The organism is Streptomyces naganishii JCM 4654 (assembly GCF_014650575.1).
In the GTDB taxonomy this organism is placed as follows: Bacteria; Actinomycetota; Actinomycetes; order Streptomycetales; family Streptomycetaceae; genus Streptomyces; species Streptomyces naganishii.
Genome location: NZ_BMVF01000006.1, coordinates 1 through 17,990, shown reverse-complemented (window position 1 = coordinate 17,990; position 17,990 = coordinate 1). Strand labels below are relative to the sequence as shown.

Below are 17,990 nucleotides of genomic sequence, written 5' to 3'. Positions count from 1 at the left end.
ACCGCCTCGCGCCGCGGCCGTGCGGGGAGCGATGTCGTGTTCACTCTGGGCTGCAAACATCAAAACCCCCCGTTCCGTTCCGTATCCTGTGCCCGCTCATTCCCGGTCTGTTCGCCCGCAATCCGCTCCAGAAGCAGTGCGAGTACGCTCCGTACACTCTCCATACGAATTTCCGCCCGGCCGCCGTTCAACCGCAGCGCGGCCGTTTTCCCGCCAAGGGCGGCGCCGGGCTCTGTCGTGGGGGGCCCGTCCACGGCCACGAAGACCGTGCCGACGGGCTGTCCGTCCTGGGGGTCGGGGCCGGCGACCCCGGTGGTCGCGATGCCCCAGTCGGCGCCCAGGGCCTTGCGCACCCCGGCCGCCATCTCGGCCGCGACCTGCGGATCCACCGCTCCCCGCTCGGCCAGCAGGGTGGCGTCCACACCCAGCAGCTCGTGCTTGAGCTCGGTGGCGTAGGCGGTGACCGAACCCCGGAAGACCTTGGAGGCCCCGGGTACCGAGGTGATCTCCGCGGCGACCAGGCCGCCGGTCAGCGACTCGGCCACGGCGACCGTCTCGCCCCTCACCGTGAGTAGCGCCACGACCTCGGCGGCCGAAGAGCTCGGCGAACCCGGTGAACTCACCCTTGCGACTCCTCCAACGCAGCGCGGCGCTCGGCGATTCCCCGCCTGCGCAGCACGATGGCCTGCCTCACGTAGTCGAGCCCGGTCACCACCGTCAGGACGACGGCCGCGCCCATCACCCAGAACCGCAGGCTGGCGAGCCAGCCCGTCAGCGCGAGGACGTACATCCCCACGGCCACGCCCTGGGTGAGGGTCTTGAGCTTGCCGCCCCGGCTCGCGGGGATCACGCCGTAGCGGATGACCAGGAAACGAAGGAGGGTGATCCCCAGTTCCCGGCCGAGGATCACCGCGGTCACCCACCAGGGGAGGTCGCCCAGGCCGGAGAGACAGATCAGCGCCGCGCCCATGATCGCCTTGTCGGCGATGGGGTCGGCGATCTTCCCGAAGTCGGTGACGAGGTTGTAGGTCCGCGCGAGGTGGCCGTCGAACAGGTCGGTGATCATGGCGATGGCGAAGGCCGCCCAGGCGAGCGAGCGCCACGCCGGGTCGTATCCGCCGTCGGCCAGCATCAGGGCGACGAAGCCGGGCACCAGCAGCAGCCGGAGCATGGTCAGCAGATTGGCGACGTTCCACACGCTGGCCTGGTTGACGGCCGCCGCCGCGATCTTCCCGCCCCGGGCCGGCCCCGCGGCACCGGAACCACCGGTACCGCCGGAAACCGCGCCCTCACCGGAACCGCCCGAAGCGCCGCCGCCACCGGAAGCCCCCGCCCCGCCGGAAACCCCGCCGCCACCGGAAGCCCCTGCCACGCCGGAAACCCCGCCGGCACCAGGAGCCCCTGCCACGCCGGAAACCCCGCCGACACCTGAAGCCCCTGCGGCGCCGGAAACCCCGCCGGCACCGGAAGTGCCCGGATCGCCCTCGGCGCCCGGGGCCCCACCCGTGCCGCCGCGGCCCGAGGCCGGCCCCGCGGCCGCCCCCTGCGCGCCGGAGGAGCCGCCCGCGGATGCCGGGACTCCGGTCATCTGCCTGCCTCCTCATGCCCTGCGAGCGAGCCGGGCAGCGGCTCGGCCACCAGGTCGACACCCTCCGTACCGACCACCTTCGCCTCGACGATACGGCCCGGGGCCAGGCCCTCGCCGCTCGTCAGCAGCACCTGGCCGTCCGTCTCCGGCGCCTGGTGTGCGGCCCGGCCCAGGGCGCCCTCCTCGGCGTCCATGGACTCCACCAGCACGCGCACGGTCTGACCGACGCGCTCCTCGGCCCGCTGGGAGACGAGTTCCTCGGCGAGCCGGGAAACCCGGGCGAGCCGCTCGGCGACGACGTCCTCGTCCAGCTTGCCGTCGTACGTCGCGGCTTCGGTGCCCTCCTCGTCGGAGTAGCCGAAGACGCCGATGGCGTCCAGCCGGGCCGAGTTCAGGAAGCGCTCCAGCTCGGCCAGGTCGGACTCGGACTCGCCGGGGAAGCCGACGATGAAGTTGGAGCGCACGCCGGCCTCGGGCGCCTTGGAGCGGATGGTGTCCAGCAGCTCCAGGAAGCGGTCGGTGTCGCCGAAGCGGCGCATGGCGCGCAGCACGCCGGGCGCGGAGTGCTGGAAGGAGAGGTCGAAGTAGGGCGCGACCTTGGGGGTGGAGGTGAGGACGTCGATGAGCCCGGGGCGCATCTCGGCCGGCTGGAGGTAGCTGACGCGGATCCGCTCGATGCCGTCGACCTCGGCGAGCTCCGGCAGCAGGGACTCCAGCAGGCGGATGTCGCCGAGGTCCTTGCCGTAGGAGGTGTTGTTCTCGGAGACCAGCATGATCTCCTTGACGCCCTGCTCGGCCAGCCAGCGCGTCTCGTTCAGCACGTCGCTCGGGCGGCGGGAGATGAAGGAGCCGCGGAAGGAGGGGATGGCGCAGAAGGAGCAGCGCCGGTCGCAGCCGGAGGCGAGCTTGACCGAGGCGACCGGGGAGCCGTCCAGGCGGCGGCGCAGGGGTGCGCGCGGCCCGGAGGCGGGGGCGACGCCCTCGGGGAGGTCGGCCGGGCCGTGCCCGGGGATGGCGACCTCCGTGCCGGCGTCCTGGCGCTGGGCCGGGCTGATCGGGAGCAGCTTGCGGCGGTCGCGCGGGGTGTGCGAGGCGTGGACCCCGCCGCTCAGGATGGTCTGGAGGCGGTCGGAGATGTCGGCGTAGTCGTCGAAGCCGAGCACGCCGTCGGCCTCGGGGAGGGCCTCGGCGAGCTCCTTGCCGTATCGCTCGGCCATGCAGCCGACCGCGACCACGGCCTGGGTTCTGCCGTGGTCCTTGAGGTCGTTGGCCTCTAGGAGGGCGTCGACGGAGTCCTTCTTGGCGGCTTCCACGAAGCCACAGGTGTTGACCACGGCGACGTCCGCGTCCGCGGCGTCCTCCACGAGCTGCCAGCCGTCCGCCTCCAAACGGCCTGCGAGCTCCTCCGAGTCCACCTCGTTACGGGCGCAGCCGAGAGTGACGAGTGCGACGGTACGGCGTTCAGGCATGGGCTCAAGACTACTTTGTCTCTGTGACACCCCATGTCGAAGGGGTTGGCCGGTTCCCGGCCAACCCCTGGTCGCGTGCCTGCTCGGGGCCCTATCCGACCTGCGGGTCGCCCTTGGTGTACGTGAGGCGTTCCACGGCGCCCGGCTGGAACTGGTCCTCGATCTTCTTGCCGTTGACGTAGAGCTGGATGGCCCCGGCGTCACCCAGGATGAGGTTGATCTTGGTGCTGTCCTGGAAGGTCTTGGACTCGCCCTTCTTGAGCAGCCCGTCGAAGAGCATCCGGCCGTTGTGGTCCTTGGCGGAGATCCAGCTGCGTCCGTTCGCGGCGCTGACCTGGACCGTCACCTTGTCCTGGGGCGCGGCGGCGATGGCGCTGTCGGAGGGCGCGGGCTTCTGGTCGGCGGGCTTGCTGCTCTTGGGCGTGGGCTTGGCGGGGGCGCTGGTGGTGGCCGTGGAGCCCTCGGCGACCTGGGTCTTGCCGTCGCTGTCGCCGCTGCCGCCCTTGACGGCGGTGAAGCCGACGAAGCCGACGACCACGACGATCGCGGCGACCATGGCCGCGGTCCAGTTGGGCCCGCGCCGCTCGGGGCGGATGCGTTCGGCCTCGAACAGGGGGGCGGCGGGGGTGGGGGCGGGGCGGCCGCCGTGCGCGGCGTCGTACTGCGCGAGCAGCGGGGCGGGGTCGACGTGGACCGCCTTGGCGAGGGTCCTGATGTGCCCGCGGGCGTAGACGTCACCGCCGCAGGGGGCGAAGTCGTCGGCCTCGATGGCGTGCACGATGGCGATGCGGACCCGGGTGGCGGTGCTGACGTCGTCGACGGTCAGCCCGGCGGCGATCCGCGCTTGGCGCAGGGCGGTGCCGACGGAGGGGCGGACTTCCTCGGATACGTCGGATACGTCTTCGAACGGACGCTCGTCTTCAGGGGAGTTGCCGATGGACACGGGGGCGCCTTTCGAGCGTGTTGCCGCCTGTGCTGGACGTTCAGTCTAGGGGGGTGCCAGAGGGTGGAGCGACCCGGCGGTGGGACTTTGTACGCCATCGGAATGGCCGGACAATCCGATGGTGGGACAGGTGCGCGGCCCATGGCGGGACGCGCACCGTTCCTCTCGCTCAACTTGACGTATGCCCAAGGGAAACGGTTGCTCGCCGCTCGCTAACGGGTGGATCACGGTGCGCCCGCCCGTCCGCGGCAACCGCCTCCGCCCGGACACCACGTCCTGTTGCTGCTACCCCTCGCACCCGGCGGGCATCCCTGCCGGATTCGGCTATCCCTCCGACTCGCCCCGGATGACGGCCAGCACGCCGTCCAGCTCGTCGGGTTTCACCAGCACGTCGCGCGCCTTGGAGCCCTCGCTGGGCCCGACGATGTTGCGCGACTCCATGAGGTCCATGAGCCGGCCGGCCTTGGCGAAGCCCACGCGCAACTTGCGCTGGAGCATGGACGTCGAGCCGAACTGCGTGGAGACGACCAGCTCGGCCGCCTGGCACAGCAGGTCGAGGTCGTCGCCGATGTCCTCGTCGATCTCCTTCTTCTGCTTGCTGCCCACGGTGACGTCGTCGCGGAAGACCGGCGTCATCTGGTCCTTGCAGTGCCGGACGACCGCCGCGACCTCCGCCTCCGTCACGAAGGCGCCCTGCATACGGGTCGGCTTGCTCGCGCCCATCGGCAGGAAGAGCCCGTCGCCCTTGCCGATCAGCTTCTCGGCGCCCGGCTGGTCCAGGATGACGCGGCTGTCGGCGAGCGAGGAGGTGGCGAACGCCAGCCGGGAGGGCACGTTGGCCTTGATCAGGCCGGTGACGACGTCGACCGAGGGCCGCTGCGTGGCGAGCACCAGGTGGATGCCGGCCGCGCGGGCGAGCTGGGTGATGCGCACGATCGCGTCCTCCACGTCGCGCGGCGCGACCATCATCAGGTCGGCGAGCTCGTCCACGATCACCAGCAGGTAGGGGTAGGGCTGGAGCTCGCGCTCGCTGCCCTCGGGCGCCTTCACCTTGCCGCTCCGGACGGCCTCGTTGAAGTCGTCGATGTGGCGGAAGCCGTAGGCGGCCAGGTCGTCGTAGCGCAGGTCCATCTCGCGCACGACCCACTGCAGCGCCTCGGCGGCCCGCTTGGGGTTGGTGATGATCGGCGTGATCAGGTGCGGGATGCCCTCGTACGCGGTCAGCTCCACGCGCTTGGGGTCGACGAGCACCATGCGCACGTCCTCCGGGGTCGCCCGCATCATGATCGAGGTGATCAGGCAGTTGATGCAGGACGACTTGCCGGAGCCGGTGGCGCCGGCGACCAGGACGTGCGGCATCTTCGCGATGTTGGCCATCACGTAGCCGCCCTCGACGTCCTTGCCGAGCGCGACCAGCATCGGGTGGTCGTCCTCGGCCGCGTCCGCAAGGCGCAGCACGTCGCCGAGGTTGACCATCTCCCGGTCGGTGTTGGGGATCTCGATGCCGACCGCGGACTTGCCGGGGATCGGGCTGATGATCCGCACGTCGGGGCTGGCCACGGCGTAGGCGATGTTCTTGGTCAGCGCGGTGATCCGCTCGACCTTGACGGCGGGGCCGAGCTCGACCTCGTAGCGGGTGACCGTCGGCCCGCGCGTGAAGCCGGTGACCCGGGCGTCGACCTTGAACTCGGTGAAGACGTTGGTGAGCGAGTCGACGATGGCGTCGTTGGCGGCGCTGCGCGCCTTGCCGGGGCCGCCCCGCTCGAGCAGGTCGAGGGAGGGCAGGGCGTAGGTGATGTCGCCGGAGAGCTGGAGCTGTTCGGCGCGCGGCGGCAGGTCGCGGGTCTCGGGCGGCGGGGTCTTGGTGAGGTCGGGGACCCCGGCGGGCTGCTCCGCCCGGGGGCGTCCGGCCGGCGCCTGTGCCTTCGTCCCTGCCGCGGGGCTGTCCTCGCCGGGCTGCGCCGCGGCGCTGTCCTGGCCGGGCCGGGCGGCCGGTACGGGCGTCGGGCTGGTGCGCTCGCGGTCGCCGGTGGCGACGCCCTGGGTGAGGTCGGCGACGATCGGCGAGGGGGGCATGCCGTGCAGGACCGCGCCGTCGAGCGCGGCGGCGGCAGCGGCCGCGACGTCCACGGCGTCCGGCTGCCGCTCCATGTCGGGCTGGGGCACGGCGGAGCGCCGGGGCCGGCCGCGCCGCTTGGAGAGGGCCTCCTGCTCGGCGGCGTCGGGGTCGTAGTCCTGGCCGCTGCCGCCGCGGCGCCCGCGCGGGCGGGCGGGCAGCGCCTCGCGCCACTGGTCGTCGTAGCGCTCGTCGTCCTCGGTGTACTCGGTGTACTCGGCGAACTCGTCGTCCTTCGGGTCGGGCAGCAGGCCGAGCTTGACGCCGAGCAGTCTGAGCCGCTGCGGGATGGCGTTGACCGGGGTGGCCGTGACGACGAGCAGGCCGAACACCGTCAGCAGCACCAGCAGCGGTACGGCGAGGACCTCACCCATGGCGTACGTCAGCGGGGTCGCCGCGCCCCAGCCGATGAGGCCGCCGGCGTCCCTTATGGCCTGCATGCCCTCGCTGCGGGCGGGCGAGCCGCAGGCGATGTGGACCTGGCCGAGCACGCCGACGACGAGCGCGGACAGGCCGATGACGATGCGTCCGTTGGCCTCGGGCTTCTCCGGGTGGCGGATGAAGCGCACGGCGATGACCGCGAGCAGGATCGGCACGAGCAGGTCCAGCCGGCCGAAGGCCCCGGTCACCAGGATCTCGACGAGGTCGCCGACCGGGCCGCGCAGATCGGCCCAGGTGCCGGCGGCGACGATCAGGGCGACGGCGAGCAGCAGCAGGGCGACGCCGTCCTTGCGGTGGGCGGGGTCGAGGTTCCTGGCGCCCTGTCCTATGCCGCGGAACACGGCGCCGACGGCGTGGGCGAGACCGAGCCAGAGGGCGCGCACGAGCCGGTACACGCCCCCGGTCGGGTTGGGCGCGGGCCGGGGCGCGGGCTTGCTCGCCGCGGCCTTCCTGGCGGGCGCCTTCTTGGCGGGTGCCTTTTTCGCAGCGGCCTTCCTCGCCGGAGCGGCCGCCTTCTTCGCGGGCTGCTTCTTGGCTGCGGAGGGACGTGAGGCCATAGGTGTGAGGTTACCGGTGGAGACGACAGCGGACACGTGTGCCCACGGCTTCACCCGTTCGTGTCGTGGCCACGGTTCACGGTGAACTGACGCCTCCTCACCAGGGGCCGGACGTCCGCCGGTCACCGCGCACATGTGCCCGGCGCCCGGCACGCCGGGCGTCAACTCCCTTGGCTCAGCTCTGGGAAGAGACGGAGGAGGTGCTGCCGGTGCCCGGCTCGAGCGCGTCCAGCGCGCGCCGCAGACCCGTCAGCTTCCGCTCCAGGTGGGCCGCGGTGGCGACCGCGGCCGCGTCCGCCGAATCGTCGTCCAACTGCTTGGACAGGGCCTCGGCCTGCTCCTCGACGGCCGCCAGGCGCGCGGACAGCTCGGCGAGCAGACCCACCGACTCCTTGCCCTCGGCCACATCGCCCTTGCCGCCGCCCTCCAGCTGGAGCCGCAGCAGGGACGCCTGTTCCTTCAGCTGGCAGTTCTTCATGTACAGATCGACGAAGACGGAGACCTTGGCGCGCAGCACCCAGGGGTCGAACGGCTTGGAGATGTAGTCCACCGCGCCGGCCGCGTAGCCCCGGAAGGTGTGGTGCGGGCCGTGGTTGATCGCGGTGAGGAAGATGATCGGGATGTCGCGGGTACGCTCGCGCCGCTTGATGTGCGCGGCTGTCTCGAACCCGTCCATGCCCGGCATCTGGACGTCCAGCAGAATGACCGCGAAGTCGTCCGTGAGCAGCGCCTTGAGCGCTTCCTCCCCGGACGATGCCCGCACCAGCGTCTGATCGAGCGCAGAGAGGATGGCCTCCAGCGCCAGCAGATTCTCCGGCCGGTCATCGACCAGGAGGATCTTGGCCTTCTGCACCATGGCCCGCCCTCCTCGCCCCGGCTTGGGGCCACCCCTGTCCGCAGGAACCGGGAGGGCACCGGCGGGTGCCGCCCCGGCGGACGGCTCCCTGGCGCCGTCCGTCCTTGTGCCGGTCATCGTAGCCGCACCCCGCCCGTCGCCACACCCTGTCACCGCGATGTCACTGTGCACGTAGCAGAAACGCGGTGGGAGACCAGAAGGTTCCCCGAATCCCGCACTTCTACACAGCTTCGCACACCCTGAGTCAGCGGCTTCGGGGGCCGTCCGCCTTCGCCGTACGGCGGCCTCGCCACTGGCGGGAGTACGGCGGCCCCGCCACCGTCGGGAGGCGGCCGCCGTCACCGCTCCCGCATCCACTGCTCCATCACGCCCAGCAGGTGATCGGGGTCGACCGGCTTGGTCACGTAGTCCGAGGCGCCCGACTCGATCGCCTTCTCCCGGTCGCCCTTCATCGCCTTCGCGGTCAGCGCGATGATCGGCAGTCCGGCGAACTGGGGCATCCGCCGGATCGCCGTCGTCGTCGCGTAACCGTCCATCTCGGGCATCATGATGTCCATCAGCACCACCGCCACGTCGTCGTGCTGCTCCAGGACCTCGATGCCCTCCCGGCCGTTCTCGGCGTACAGCACCGACAGGCCGTGCTGCTCCAGGACGCTGGTCAGCGCGAAGACGTTGCGGATGTCGTCGTCGACGATGAGCACCTTCTCGCCGCCGAACCGGACGTCCCGGTGCCCCTGCTGCACGTCCGCCTCGTCGGGCGCCCACTGCTCCTGCCCGGCCCGGCCCGGCTGCGCGGCCCGCTGCTCGGCGGAGGCGGACGTGGAGGTGGAGGCGGAGGACGCGGGCGGCAGGGCCCTGCGGCGGCGCCGGAAGAGCGCGGCGGCCCCGTTCTGCGTCTCCTGGTACGACTTCACCTCGGCCGGTGTCTCGATCCGGCCGGAGGTCAGCTCCGGCAGGTCCGGCTCGGAGGAGACCAGTTCGTCGGCGTCCAGGACGGAACCCGACTGCTGGTAGCCCTGCGGGGGCAGCTCGCCCGGGTGCAGCGGCAGGTACAGCGTGAACGTGGAGCCGCGCCCCGGCTCGCTCTGCGCGTGGATCTCGCCGCCGAGCAACTGCGCGATCTCCCGCGAGATGGACAGCCCGAGCCCCGTGCCGCCGTACTTGCGGCTGGTGGTGCCGTCCGCCTGCTTGAACGCCTCGAAGATCACCCGCATCTTGCTGGCCGCGATGCCGATGCCGGTGTCGGTGACCGAGAACGCGATCATGTCCGCGTCCGGGTCGGTCAGCGAGCCGGCCTCCAGCAACTGCTCGCGGATCGCCTGGGGAACGTCGTCCCGCGCAGGGCGGATGACGAGCTCGACCGATCCGGAGTCGGTGAACTTCACCGCGTTGGACAGCAGGTTGCGCAGCACCTGGAGCAGCCGCTGCTCGTCGGTGTGCAGGGTGGCCGGCAGCTCCGGCGAGACCCGCACCGACAGGTCCAGGCCCTTCTCGGTGGTCAGCGGCCGGAAGGTCGCCTCCACGTAGTCGATCAGCTGGACGAGCGCGATGCGCGTCGGGGAGACGTCCATCTTGCCCGCCTCGACCTTCGACAGGTCCAGGATGTCGTTGATCAGCTGGAGCAGGTCGGAGCCCGCGCCGTGGATCGTCTCGGCGAACTCCACCTGCTTCGGGGAGAGGTTCCCCTCGGCGTTGTCGGCGAGCAACTTGGCCAGGATCAGCAGGGAGTTCAGCGGCGTACGCAGCTCGTGCGACATGTTGGCCAGGAACTCGCTGCGGTAGCGCATGGACACCGCGAGCTGCTCGGCGCGCTCCTCCAGGACCTGGCGGGCCTCCTCGATCTCGGAGTTCTTCGCCTCGATGTCCCGGTTCTGCTGGGCCAGCAGCTCGGCCTTCTCCTCCAGTTCGGCGTTGGACGCCTGAAGGGCCTTCTGCCGCTGCTCCAGCTCCTCCGACCTGAGCCGGAGTTGCTCGGTCAGCTCCTGGGACTGCTTCAGCAGCTGCTCGGTCTTGGTGTTGACGGAGATGGTGTTGACGCTGGTGGCGATCATCTCCGCGATCTGGTTCAGGAAGTCCTTCTGGATCTGCGTGAACGGCGTGAAGGACGCCAGCTCGATCACGCCGAGCACCTTGCCCTCGAACAGCACCGGCAGCACGATCACCTGCGCGGGCGGGGCCTCGCCGAGCCCGGAGGAGATCTTCAGGTAGCCGCTGGGCGCGTTCTCCACCAGGATCGTGCGCTTCTCCTGCGCGGCCGTCCCGATCAGCGCCTCACCGGGCCGGAACGACGTCGGCATGGATCCCATCGAGTAGCCGTACGAGCCCAGCATGCGCAGCTCGTACTCGTCCTCGCTCTCCCCGCCGAGCTCCTGGCCCTCCACCGGCTGAAGGGCCACGAAGAACGCGCCGTGCTGCGCGGAGACCACCGGGGTCAGCTCGCTCATGATCAGCGAGGCGACGTCCTGGAGGTCCCGGCGTCCCTGCATCAGGGCGGAGATGCGGGCGAGGTTGCCCTTGAGCCAGTCCTGCTCCTTGTTGGCGATCGTGGTGTCGCGCAGGTTGGCGATCATCTTGTTGATGTAGTCCTGGAGTTCCTGGATCTCGCCGGAGGCGTCGACGTCGATCTTCAGGTTCAGGTCGCCGCGGGTCACGGCGGTCGCCACGCGCGCGATGGCACGCACCTGCCGGGTCAGGTTCCCGGCCATCTCGTTCACCGACTCGGTCAGGTCCCGCCAGGTGCCGTCGACGTCGCGCACGCGCGCCTGCCCGCCGAGCTGCCCCTCGGTGCCCACCTCACGGGCCACGCGGGTGACCTCCTCGGCGAAGCTGGACAGCTGGTCGACCATGGTGTTGATCGTCGTCTTGAGTTCAAGGATCTCACCGCGGGCGTCAATGTCGATCTTCTTCGTCAAGTCGCCCTTGGCGATGGCCGTCGTCACCATGGCGATGTTGCGCACCTGGCCGGTCAGGTTGGACGCCATCTGGTTCACCGACTCGGTGAGGTCCTTCCAGGTGCCGGCCACGCCCGGGACGTACGCCTGACCGCCGAGGATCCCGTCCGTGCCCACCTCACGGGCCACCTTGGTGACCTGGTCCGCGAACGAACTCAGCGTCTTGACCATGGTGTTGAAGGTGTCCGCGAGCTGCGCGACCTCGCCGCGCGCCTCGATCGTCACCGTACGCGTCAGGTCGCCGTTGGCGACCGCGGCGGCCACCTGGGAGATGTTGCGCACCTGCATGGTCAGGTTGTTGGCCATCAGGTTGACGTTGTCGCTGAGGTCCTTCCAGATGCCGACCACGCCCGGAACGTGCGCCTGGCCGCCCAGGATGCCCTCCGTGCCCACCTCGCGGGCCACGCGGGTCACCTGCTCCGCGAACGACGACAGCTGGTCAACCATCGTGTTGACCGTCGTGACGAGCTCGAGGATCTCGCCCTTGGCGTCAACAGTGATCTTCTTGGACAGGTCGCCCTTGGCGACGGCCGTGGTGACCTCGGCGATGTTGCGCACCTGGATGGTCAGGTTGTTCGCCATGAAGTTCACCGACTGGGTGAGGTCCTTCCAGGTGCCCGCCACCCCCTGCACCTCGGCCTGGCCGCCCAGGATGCCCTCGGTGCCCACCTCTCGGGCCACGCGCGTGACCTCCTGGGCGAACGACGACAGCTGGTCCACCATCGTGTTCAGGGTGTTCTTGAGCTCCTGGATCTCCCCGCGCGCGTCCACGGTGATCTTCTGCGACAGGTCGCCGCGCGCCACCGCGGTGGCCACCTGCGCGATGTTGCGCACCTGCGAGGTCAGGTTGCCCGCCATGCCGTTCACCGAGTCGGTGAGGTCTCGCCACACACCGGCCACCGCGGGCACCTGCGCCTGACCGCCCAGCCGCCCCTCCGTGCCCACCTCGCGCGCCACCTTGGTGACCTGGTCGGCGAAGGCGGACAGCTGGTCGACCATCGTGTTGATGGTGTTCTTCAGCTCGAGGATCTCCCCGCGCGCGTCCACGTCGATCTTCTGCGACAGGTCGCCGCGCGCCACCGCCGTCGTCACCTGGGCGATCTGCCGCACCTGGGAGGTGAGGTTGCCCGCCATGAAGTTGACGGAGTCCGTCAGCTCCTTCCACGTGCCCGACACGCCGTCCACACGCGCCTGACCGCCCAGGCGGCCCTCCGTGCCCACGTCCCGCGCCATCCGGGTCACCTGGTCGGCGAACGACGACAGCTGGTCCACCATCGTGTTCACGGTGTTCTTCAGCTGGAGCATCTCGCCGGAGACGTCGACCGTGACCTTCTGCGACAGATCGCCGTTGGCCACCGCCGTCGTCACCTGTGCGATGTTCCTCACCTGACCGGTGAGGTTGCGGAACGCGGTGTTGACCGAGTCGGTCAGGTCCTTCCACGTACCGGCCGCGCCCGCCACCTGCGCCTGACCGCCCAGCTCGCCCTCGACGCCGATCTCCCGCGCCACGCGCGTCACCTCGGCACCGAACGACGACAGCTGATCCACCATGCCGTTGACGGTGTTCTTCAGCTCCAGCATCTCGCCGGCCACGTCCACCGTGACCTTCTGCGACAGATCACCGCTGGCCACCGCCGTCGTCACCGCGGCGATGTCCCTCACCTGGGTGGTCAGATTGCGGAACACCGTGTTGACGGAGTCCGTCAGGTCCTTCCACGTGCCCGCCGCGCCCGGCACGTTCGCCTGCCCACCGAGCCGCCCCTCCGCGCCGACCTCGTTGGCCACGCGCGTGACCTCGTCCGCGAAGATCCGCAGCGTCTCGGTCATCTGGTTGATCGTCTCGGCGAGCTGCGCGACCTCGCCGCGCGCCGGCACGGTCACCTTCTGCGACAGATCACCGTTGGCCACCGCGGTCGTCACCTGCGCGATCCCGCGTACCTGGGCCGTCAGGTTGCCGGCCATCAGGTTCACCGAGTCGGTGAGCTCCTTCCACGTGCCGTCCACCCCCGGCACATGCGCCTGGCCGCCCAGGATGCCGTCCGTGCCCACCTCACGAGCCACCCGCGTCACCTCGGAGGAGAACGCCGAGAGCTGGTCGACCATCGTGTTGACGGTGTTCTTCAGCTCCAGCATCTCGCCCGCGACGTGCACGGTCACCTTGCGCGACAGATCGCCCTTGGCCACCGCCGTCGTCACCAGCGCGATGTCCCGCACCTGCGCGGTCAGCCGGTACGCCATCGTGTTGACCGAGTCCGTCAGGTCCTTCCACGAACCCGACATCCCGCGCACCTGCGCCTGCCCGCCCAGCTTGCCCTGGGTGCCCACCTCGCTGGCCACGCGCGTGACCTCGTCGGTGAACGTCGACAACTGGTCGACCAGGTTGTTCACCGTCCGCCCGACCTTCAGGAACTCACCGCGCAGCGGATGCCCCGCCCCCTCGGCCACCTGCGTGCGCAGCTCCATGCGCGGCGACAGATCGCCCTCGGCGACCGCGGACAGTACCCGCCCGACCTCGGAGACGGGCCGTACGAGATCGTCGACGAGCGCGTTGCTGTTGTCGATCGCGGCCGCCCAGGAGCCCTCGCAGGCGCCCGTCTCCAGCCGCTCGGTGAGCTTCCCCTCACGCCCCACCATGCGCCGCACGCGCGACAACTCGCCCGTCAGGTGCAGATTGCGGTCCGCCACCTCGTTGAACACGGCCGCGATCTCCGACATCACGCCGTCCCCGGACACCGTGAGCCGCTTGCGGAAATTGCCGTCGCGCATCGACACCAGAGCGGCCAGCAGCCGGTTCAGGGCGGCCGTGTCCACCGCGGTGGTGGCGCCGGCTCGCGGTTTGCGCCGGCTGTCCAGCGCCTGTCCGCCCTTCGCGCGCGTCTTCGTGCCCCGCGTCGCTGCGCCAGACTCCACTGTGTCCCTCCCGCAGGACTCGACCGTTACTGCTGTGCTCCGGTACCACTCGTGCGACGTACCGGCTGTTGCTGCGCATGCGGCCCGATGCAATCAGGCCACACCACGGGTTGCTGCCCCGCGTACGAAGAACACACTCAGCCTGCCCGGACCTTCACCAGAAGCTTGCCCAGTGTTTCACCCCCGCCGAACCAGGCCATAACAGTTCGGCAGCTTTGCACACCGTCCGCACACCCTCCGGGCGGAAACAAAGCTGACCGGCATCCGCACGGACGGCGAAGGTAAGTAACCTTGCATGCGGCTGTCCAGCCACGCCGGTCCGTCCGGCCTGGGCGGTGGCACGGGAACGAGCGGGCATCGGAGGGCGGCCGCACACAATGACCACCGGAGTGATCCCCGGGGGACAGCCCCCGGAGCCACGGCCGAAGGGCCCACACCTGCCGGAGCAGCGACGCGAGCCGGCCGGCCAGGAGGGCTTCCACGTCGACGACCGGACAAGGAGTTCTGTGATCACCGCGCGCGCGGCCGCCAGTTTCGAGCCCCTGGGGCGATCCGTCGCGACCGCCCGCTCCTTCGTCCGCGACACCCTCCAGGGGTGGGGCTTCGGCGACATCGTCGACGACGCCGTGGTCCTCACCAGCGAACTGGTCACCAACGCCGTCGTGCACGCCGGCACGGCCGCGGACGTGCTGTGCCTGCGCAGCGACGAGGGGGTGCGGATCGAGGTCTCCGACCGCTACCCCGAGCGCGAGGTCCCCGTCCAGAGCGCCGCCGTCAACATGGGCAGCCCCGACCGCGAGGGCGGCCGCGGCCTCCAGTTGTGCGCTGCCCTGGCCACCCGCTGGGGCGTGGAGTACACGCCCACCCACAAGAACGTCTGGTTCCAGCTCGACCAGCCCGAACGCCCCGTCGGCACCCGCGCCGCCGGCCCCTGCCTGCCCGCCGACCTGCTCCCGCTCGCCGACGGCCGGGTCCGCGTCGCCGTCGTCCAGATCGACCACGGCGGCGCCATCACCGCCTGGAACGAGGACGCCGAGGAACTGTTCGGCTACGCCGCCGAGCAGGTCACCGGCAAACCCCTCACCGACCTCGCCGCCTGGCCGCACACCCCGGGCACCGGCACCGGCATCGCCGAGGCGCTCCGGCTCTCCCGCTGGGAGGGCAGCTACGGCATCCGCGGCGCCCACGGCCGCGTCATCCCCGTCTACGCCTCCCACCTGCGCGTCCGCGACACCGGCGGCGAGCCGTCAACCGTCTGCCTCCTCGTGAGGGACCACGAACGGGCCGTTCTTCAGAGCCCCCTGCGCGTCCCCGCCGGCGGCGACGCGGGCACCGCCTCCGACGGCCCGAGCACCGACCCGTTCGAGGTCTTCATCGGCTCACCGGCCCCCGACGACCTCGACGGCCTGCTCCAGCGCACCGTCGAACGCGCCCGCGACATGCTCGACGGCGACGCCGCCTTCCTGCTCCTCGCCACCGACGACGAGACGGAACTGGAGGTCCGCGCCTCCACCGGCCTGCCCTCCGCCCGCCAGCGCTTCGCCCGCGTCCCCGTCGAAGCCGGCCCCGGCCGCTACGGCTCCGCCCGCATGCCCGCCGTCCACGACGACCTCACCGTCTCCCCCGGCGCGGTGCCGCTGCTCAACGGCACCGGAATGCGCTCGGTGGTCACCGTCCCGCTCAAGGTCGAAGGACGCCTCACCGGCTCCCTCGGCGTCGCCGCGGAAGGCTCCGGCAGATACTCCAACGAAGAGGCGCTGCGCCTTCAGTTCGCCGCCGACCGCATCGCCCTCGCCGTGGAGTCCGCCCGCCTCGGCGAGCTGGAGCGGCTGCGCCGCGGCTCCCTCAGTTTCCTCGTCGAGGCCTCCGACCTGCTGGCCGGCACCCTCGACCGCGACCAGACCCTGGCACTGATGGCCCAGATGACGGTGCCGACCCTGGCCACCTGGTGCGCCGTCTACACCATCGCCGACCAGGCCTCCGAGCCCTACCTCTCCTACGTCCTGCACGAGGACGAGGAACTGATCGACGGCATCAAGTCGCTCCTGTCCAAGATCGCCCCGCCGGATCCGGTGCCCACCCCCGGCGCCCGCGTCTGGTCCGCCCCCGGCGAGGCCGCGCACCAGGCGGCGCTGCGCAGCTCCATGCGCAGCCTCAGCCTGGGCGACTCCCACCACCGGATCGGTACGACCATCGGCCCGACCCTCGCCACGGCCGCCGCGGTCGGCGGCGAGACGGTCGTGCTGCCGCTGGTCGCCCGCAACCGCGTGATCGGCATGCTGACCCTCGGCAAGCCCACCGACGAGCACTTCCGCCAGGAGATCCTGGAACTCGCCGAGGACCTGAGCCGCCGCGCCGCCCTCGCCCTGGACAACGCCCGCCTCTACTCGGAGCGCACGGCCATCAGCCAGTCACTCCAGCGCAGCCTGCTGCCGCCGGAGCTGCCCCAGATCGACGGCGTCGAGGTCGAGGTCATCTACCGCGCGGCCGGCGAGGGCAACGAGGTCGGCGGCGACTTCTACGACCTCTTCCCCATCCGCGACGGAGCCTACGGCTTCGCCATCGGCGACGTCTGCGGCACCGGCCCCGAGGCCGCCGCCGTCACCGGCCTCGCCCGGCACGCCCTGCGCCTGCTGGCCCGCGAGGGCTTCGGCGGCCCGGCCGTGCTGGAGCGCCTCAACTCCGCGATCCTCGACGAGGGCGCCCGCAGCCGCTTCCTCACCCTGCTGTACGGCGAGTTGTGGCCGCAGGAGGACGGCAGCGCCCGCCTGAAGGTGGTGTGCGCCGGCCACCCGCTGCCGCTGCGCCTGCGCCAGGACGGCACGGTCGAACCCGCCGCCGAGCCCCAGCCGCTCCTCGGCGTCATGGAGGACCTCGACCTCTACGAGCAGACGGTCACCCTGGAACCGGGCGACGTGCTGCTGTGCGTCACGGACGGCGTCACCGAGCGCCGCGAGGGCACCCGCATGCTCGGCGACGACGGTCTCGCCGACGTCCTGACCACGTGCACCGGCCTGACGGCGGGAGCGGTGGCGGCACGCATCATGCGCGCGGTGGAGCGCTTCGCGTCGGACGCGCCCTCGGACGACATGGCGATCCTGGCGATGCGGGTACCGGAGATCCAGAAGCAGTGACACCGCCGACACCGGCCCGGAAAACACGAAAAACCCCGCCCGGAAGGGCGGGGTTTTCTGCTTGAGCCCCCAAACGGAATCGAACCGTTGACCTTCTCCTTACCATGGAGACGCTCTGCCGACTGAGCTATAGGGGCCTGTCGCCTTTTCGGGGTTCCCCCCTCGGCAACGGAACAGATCATACCCCGAACACAGTCGTGCTCCCAACCGCGATCGGTCCACCGAGCGCGTTGCACGCGGAGACGATCCGCTGCATGTCGCGCCGCGTCAGCGAGGCGTCCACGGGCAGCGCCAGGGTCTCCTCGGCGGCCCGTTCGGTCTCCGGGAGGGACAGGCACCGCCGGAACTCCGGCAGCCGGTGAACGGGCGTCTTCACCGGCACGCGGCAGTCAACTCCCTTGGCTCTCAAGGCCCGTGCGAAGGCGTCCCGGTCCGGCCGGCCGTTGCCGGGCACCCGGACCACGTACTGCTGATACGTGTGCCCGTCGCCCCCGTCCGGGGTGCGCACTCCCCTCAACTTCCCGTCCAGATAGGCCGCCCGCTCCCGGCGCTGGGCCGATTCCTCCTACGGGGCCTCGGACTCGCCCTGTTCCAGCACCAGCAGGCCGTGCCGCTGCCCGGCCTCGCGCAGCGCGCCGACATCGGCGGTCCGGCCGAACCGGTGCACGGCAACGACGGCGGCCGTCCGGGGAGTTACGGCCGCTTCGACGCAGGAGGCGTCGAGACAGTACGTCACGGGATCTATGTCGGCGAACACCGGCATCGCGCCGACCTGGACGACGGCCTCGGCGAGCTCGACGTTCCCGAAGGCCGGCACGACGACCTCGTCGCCGGCGCCGACTCCGGCGGCCCTGAGCATGGCAGCAGTACCCATGGAGCGGATGCTGGCCGGGCGACGTGAACGTCAAGTGACGGCAAAAAGAAAAGGGTTGGGCCGCGAACCGAAGTTCGGGGCCCAACCCTTTCAAAGATTGTTCGGCGGTGTCCTACTCTCCCACAGGGTCCCCCCTGCAGTACCATCGGCG

The 17,990-nt window shown here is 70.9% G+C and carries 8 protein-coding genes, 1 tRNA gene and 1 pseudogene; 1 reads left to right on the top strand and 9 read right to left on the bottom strand.

All coding sequences use genetic code 11. The features are described 5' to 3' along the window. Nucleotides 1-59: 59 nt before the first annotated feature. The 7 genes from IE217_RS12445 to IE217_RS12415 form a co-directional block, all read right to left on the bottom strand. On the bottom strand, nucleotides 60-623 hold the full coding sequence (locus tag IE217_RS12445; RefSeq protein WP_190177888.1) for a CinA family protein: 564 nt from the start codon (nucleotides 621-623) through the stop codon (nucleotides 60-62). Further along, on the bottom strand, nucleotides 620-1,588 hold the full coding sequence (gene pgsA / locus IE217_RS12440; protein ID WP_373298004.1) for a CDP-diacylglycerol--glycerol-3-phosphate 3-phosphatidyltransferase: 969 nt from the start codon (nucleotides 1,586-1,588) through the stop codon (nucleotides 620-622). The genes IE217_RS12445 and pgsA overlap by 4 nt, the downstream gene beginning before the upstream one ends. After that, a complete protein-coding gene (rimO, locus tag IE217_RS12435) occupies nucleotides 1,585-3,057 on the bottom strand; it encodes a 30S ribosomal protein S12 methylthiotransferase RimO (RefSeq protein WP_190177886.1) in 1,473 nt (490 codons plus the stop codon). Before rimO ends, pgsA begins: the two co-directional genes overlap by 4 nt. A gap of 91 nt (nucleotides 3,058-3,148) precedes the next feature. Next, nucleotides 3,149-4,000 carry a helix-turn-helix domain-containing protein gene (locus IE217_RS12430; protein ID WP_190177885.1) on the bottom strand — a complete coding sequence of 284 codons (852 nt, stop codon included), beginning with the start codon at nucleotides 3,998-4,000 and terminating at the stop codon, nucleotides 3,149-3,151. A gap of 324 nt (nucleotides 4,001-4,324) precedes the next feature. Beyond that, a complete protein-coding gene (locus IE217_RS12425; protein ID WP_190177884.1) occupies nucleotides 4,325-7,114 on the bottom strand; it encodes a DNA translocase FtsK in 2,790 nt (929 codons plus the stop codon). A gap of 175 nt (nucleotides 7,115-7,289) precedes the next feature. Next, nucleotides 7,290-7,970, bottom strand: a complete 681-nt coding sequence (locus IE217_RS12420; RefSeq protein WP_190177883.1) for a response regulator — start codon at nucleotides 7,968-7,970, stop codon at nucleotides 7,290-7,292. A 338-nt stretch (nucleotides 7,971-8,308) separates the two neighbouring features. Beyond that, nucleotides 8,309-13,831, bottom strand: coding sequence for a HAMP domain-containing protein (locus IE217_RS12415; RefSeq protein WP_190177882.1), 5,523 nt, complete (start codon nucleotides 13,829-13,831; stop codon nucleotides 8,309-8,311). A 377-nt stretch (nucleotides 13,832-14,208) separates the two neighbouring features. On the opposite strand from IE217_RS12415, the gene IE217_RS12410 reads away from it, so the two are divergent. Beyond that, nucleotides 14,209-16,965 carry a SpoIIE family protein phosphatase gene (locus IE217_RS12410; RefSeq protein ID WP_190177881.1) on the top strand — a complete coding sequence of 919 codons (2,757 nt, stop codon included), beginning with the start codon at nucleotides 14,209-14,211 and terminating at the stop codon, nucleotides 16,963-16,965. 64 nt (nucleotides 16,966-17,029) lie between these two features. Here IE217_RS12410 and IE217_RS12405 read toward each other — a convergent pair. Beyond that, nucleotides 17,030-17,102 (bottom strand) — tRNA-Thr (locus IE217_RS12405). A gap of 41 nt (nucleotides 17,103-17,143) precedes the next feature. Beyond that, a pseudogene (locus tag IE217_RS12400) lies at nucleotides 17,144-17,824 on the bottom strand (DegT/DnrJ/EryC1/StrS family aminotransferase). Nucleotides 17,825-17,990: the final 166 nt, after the last annotated feature.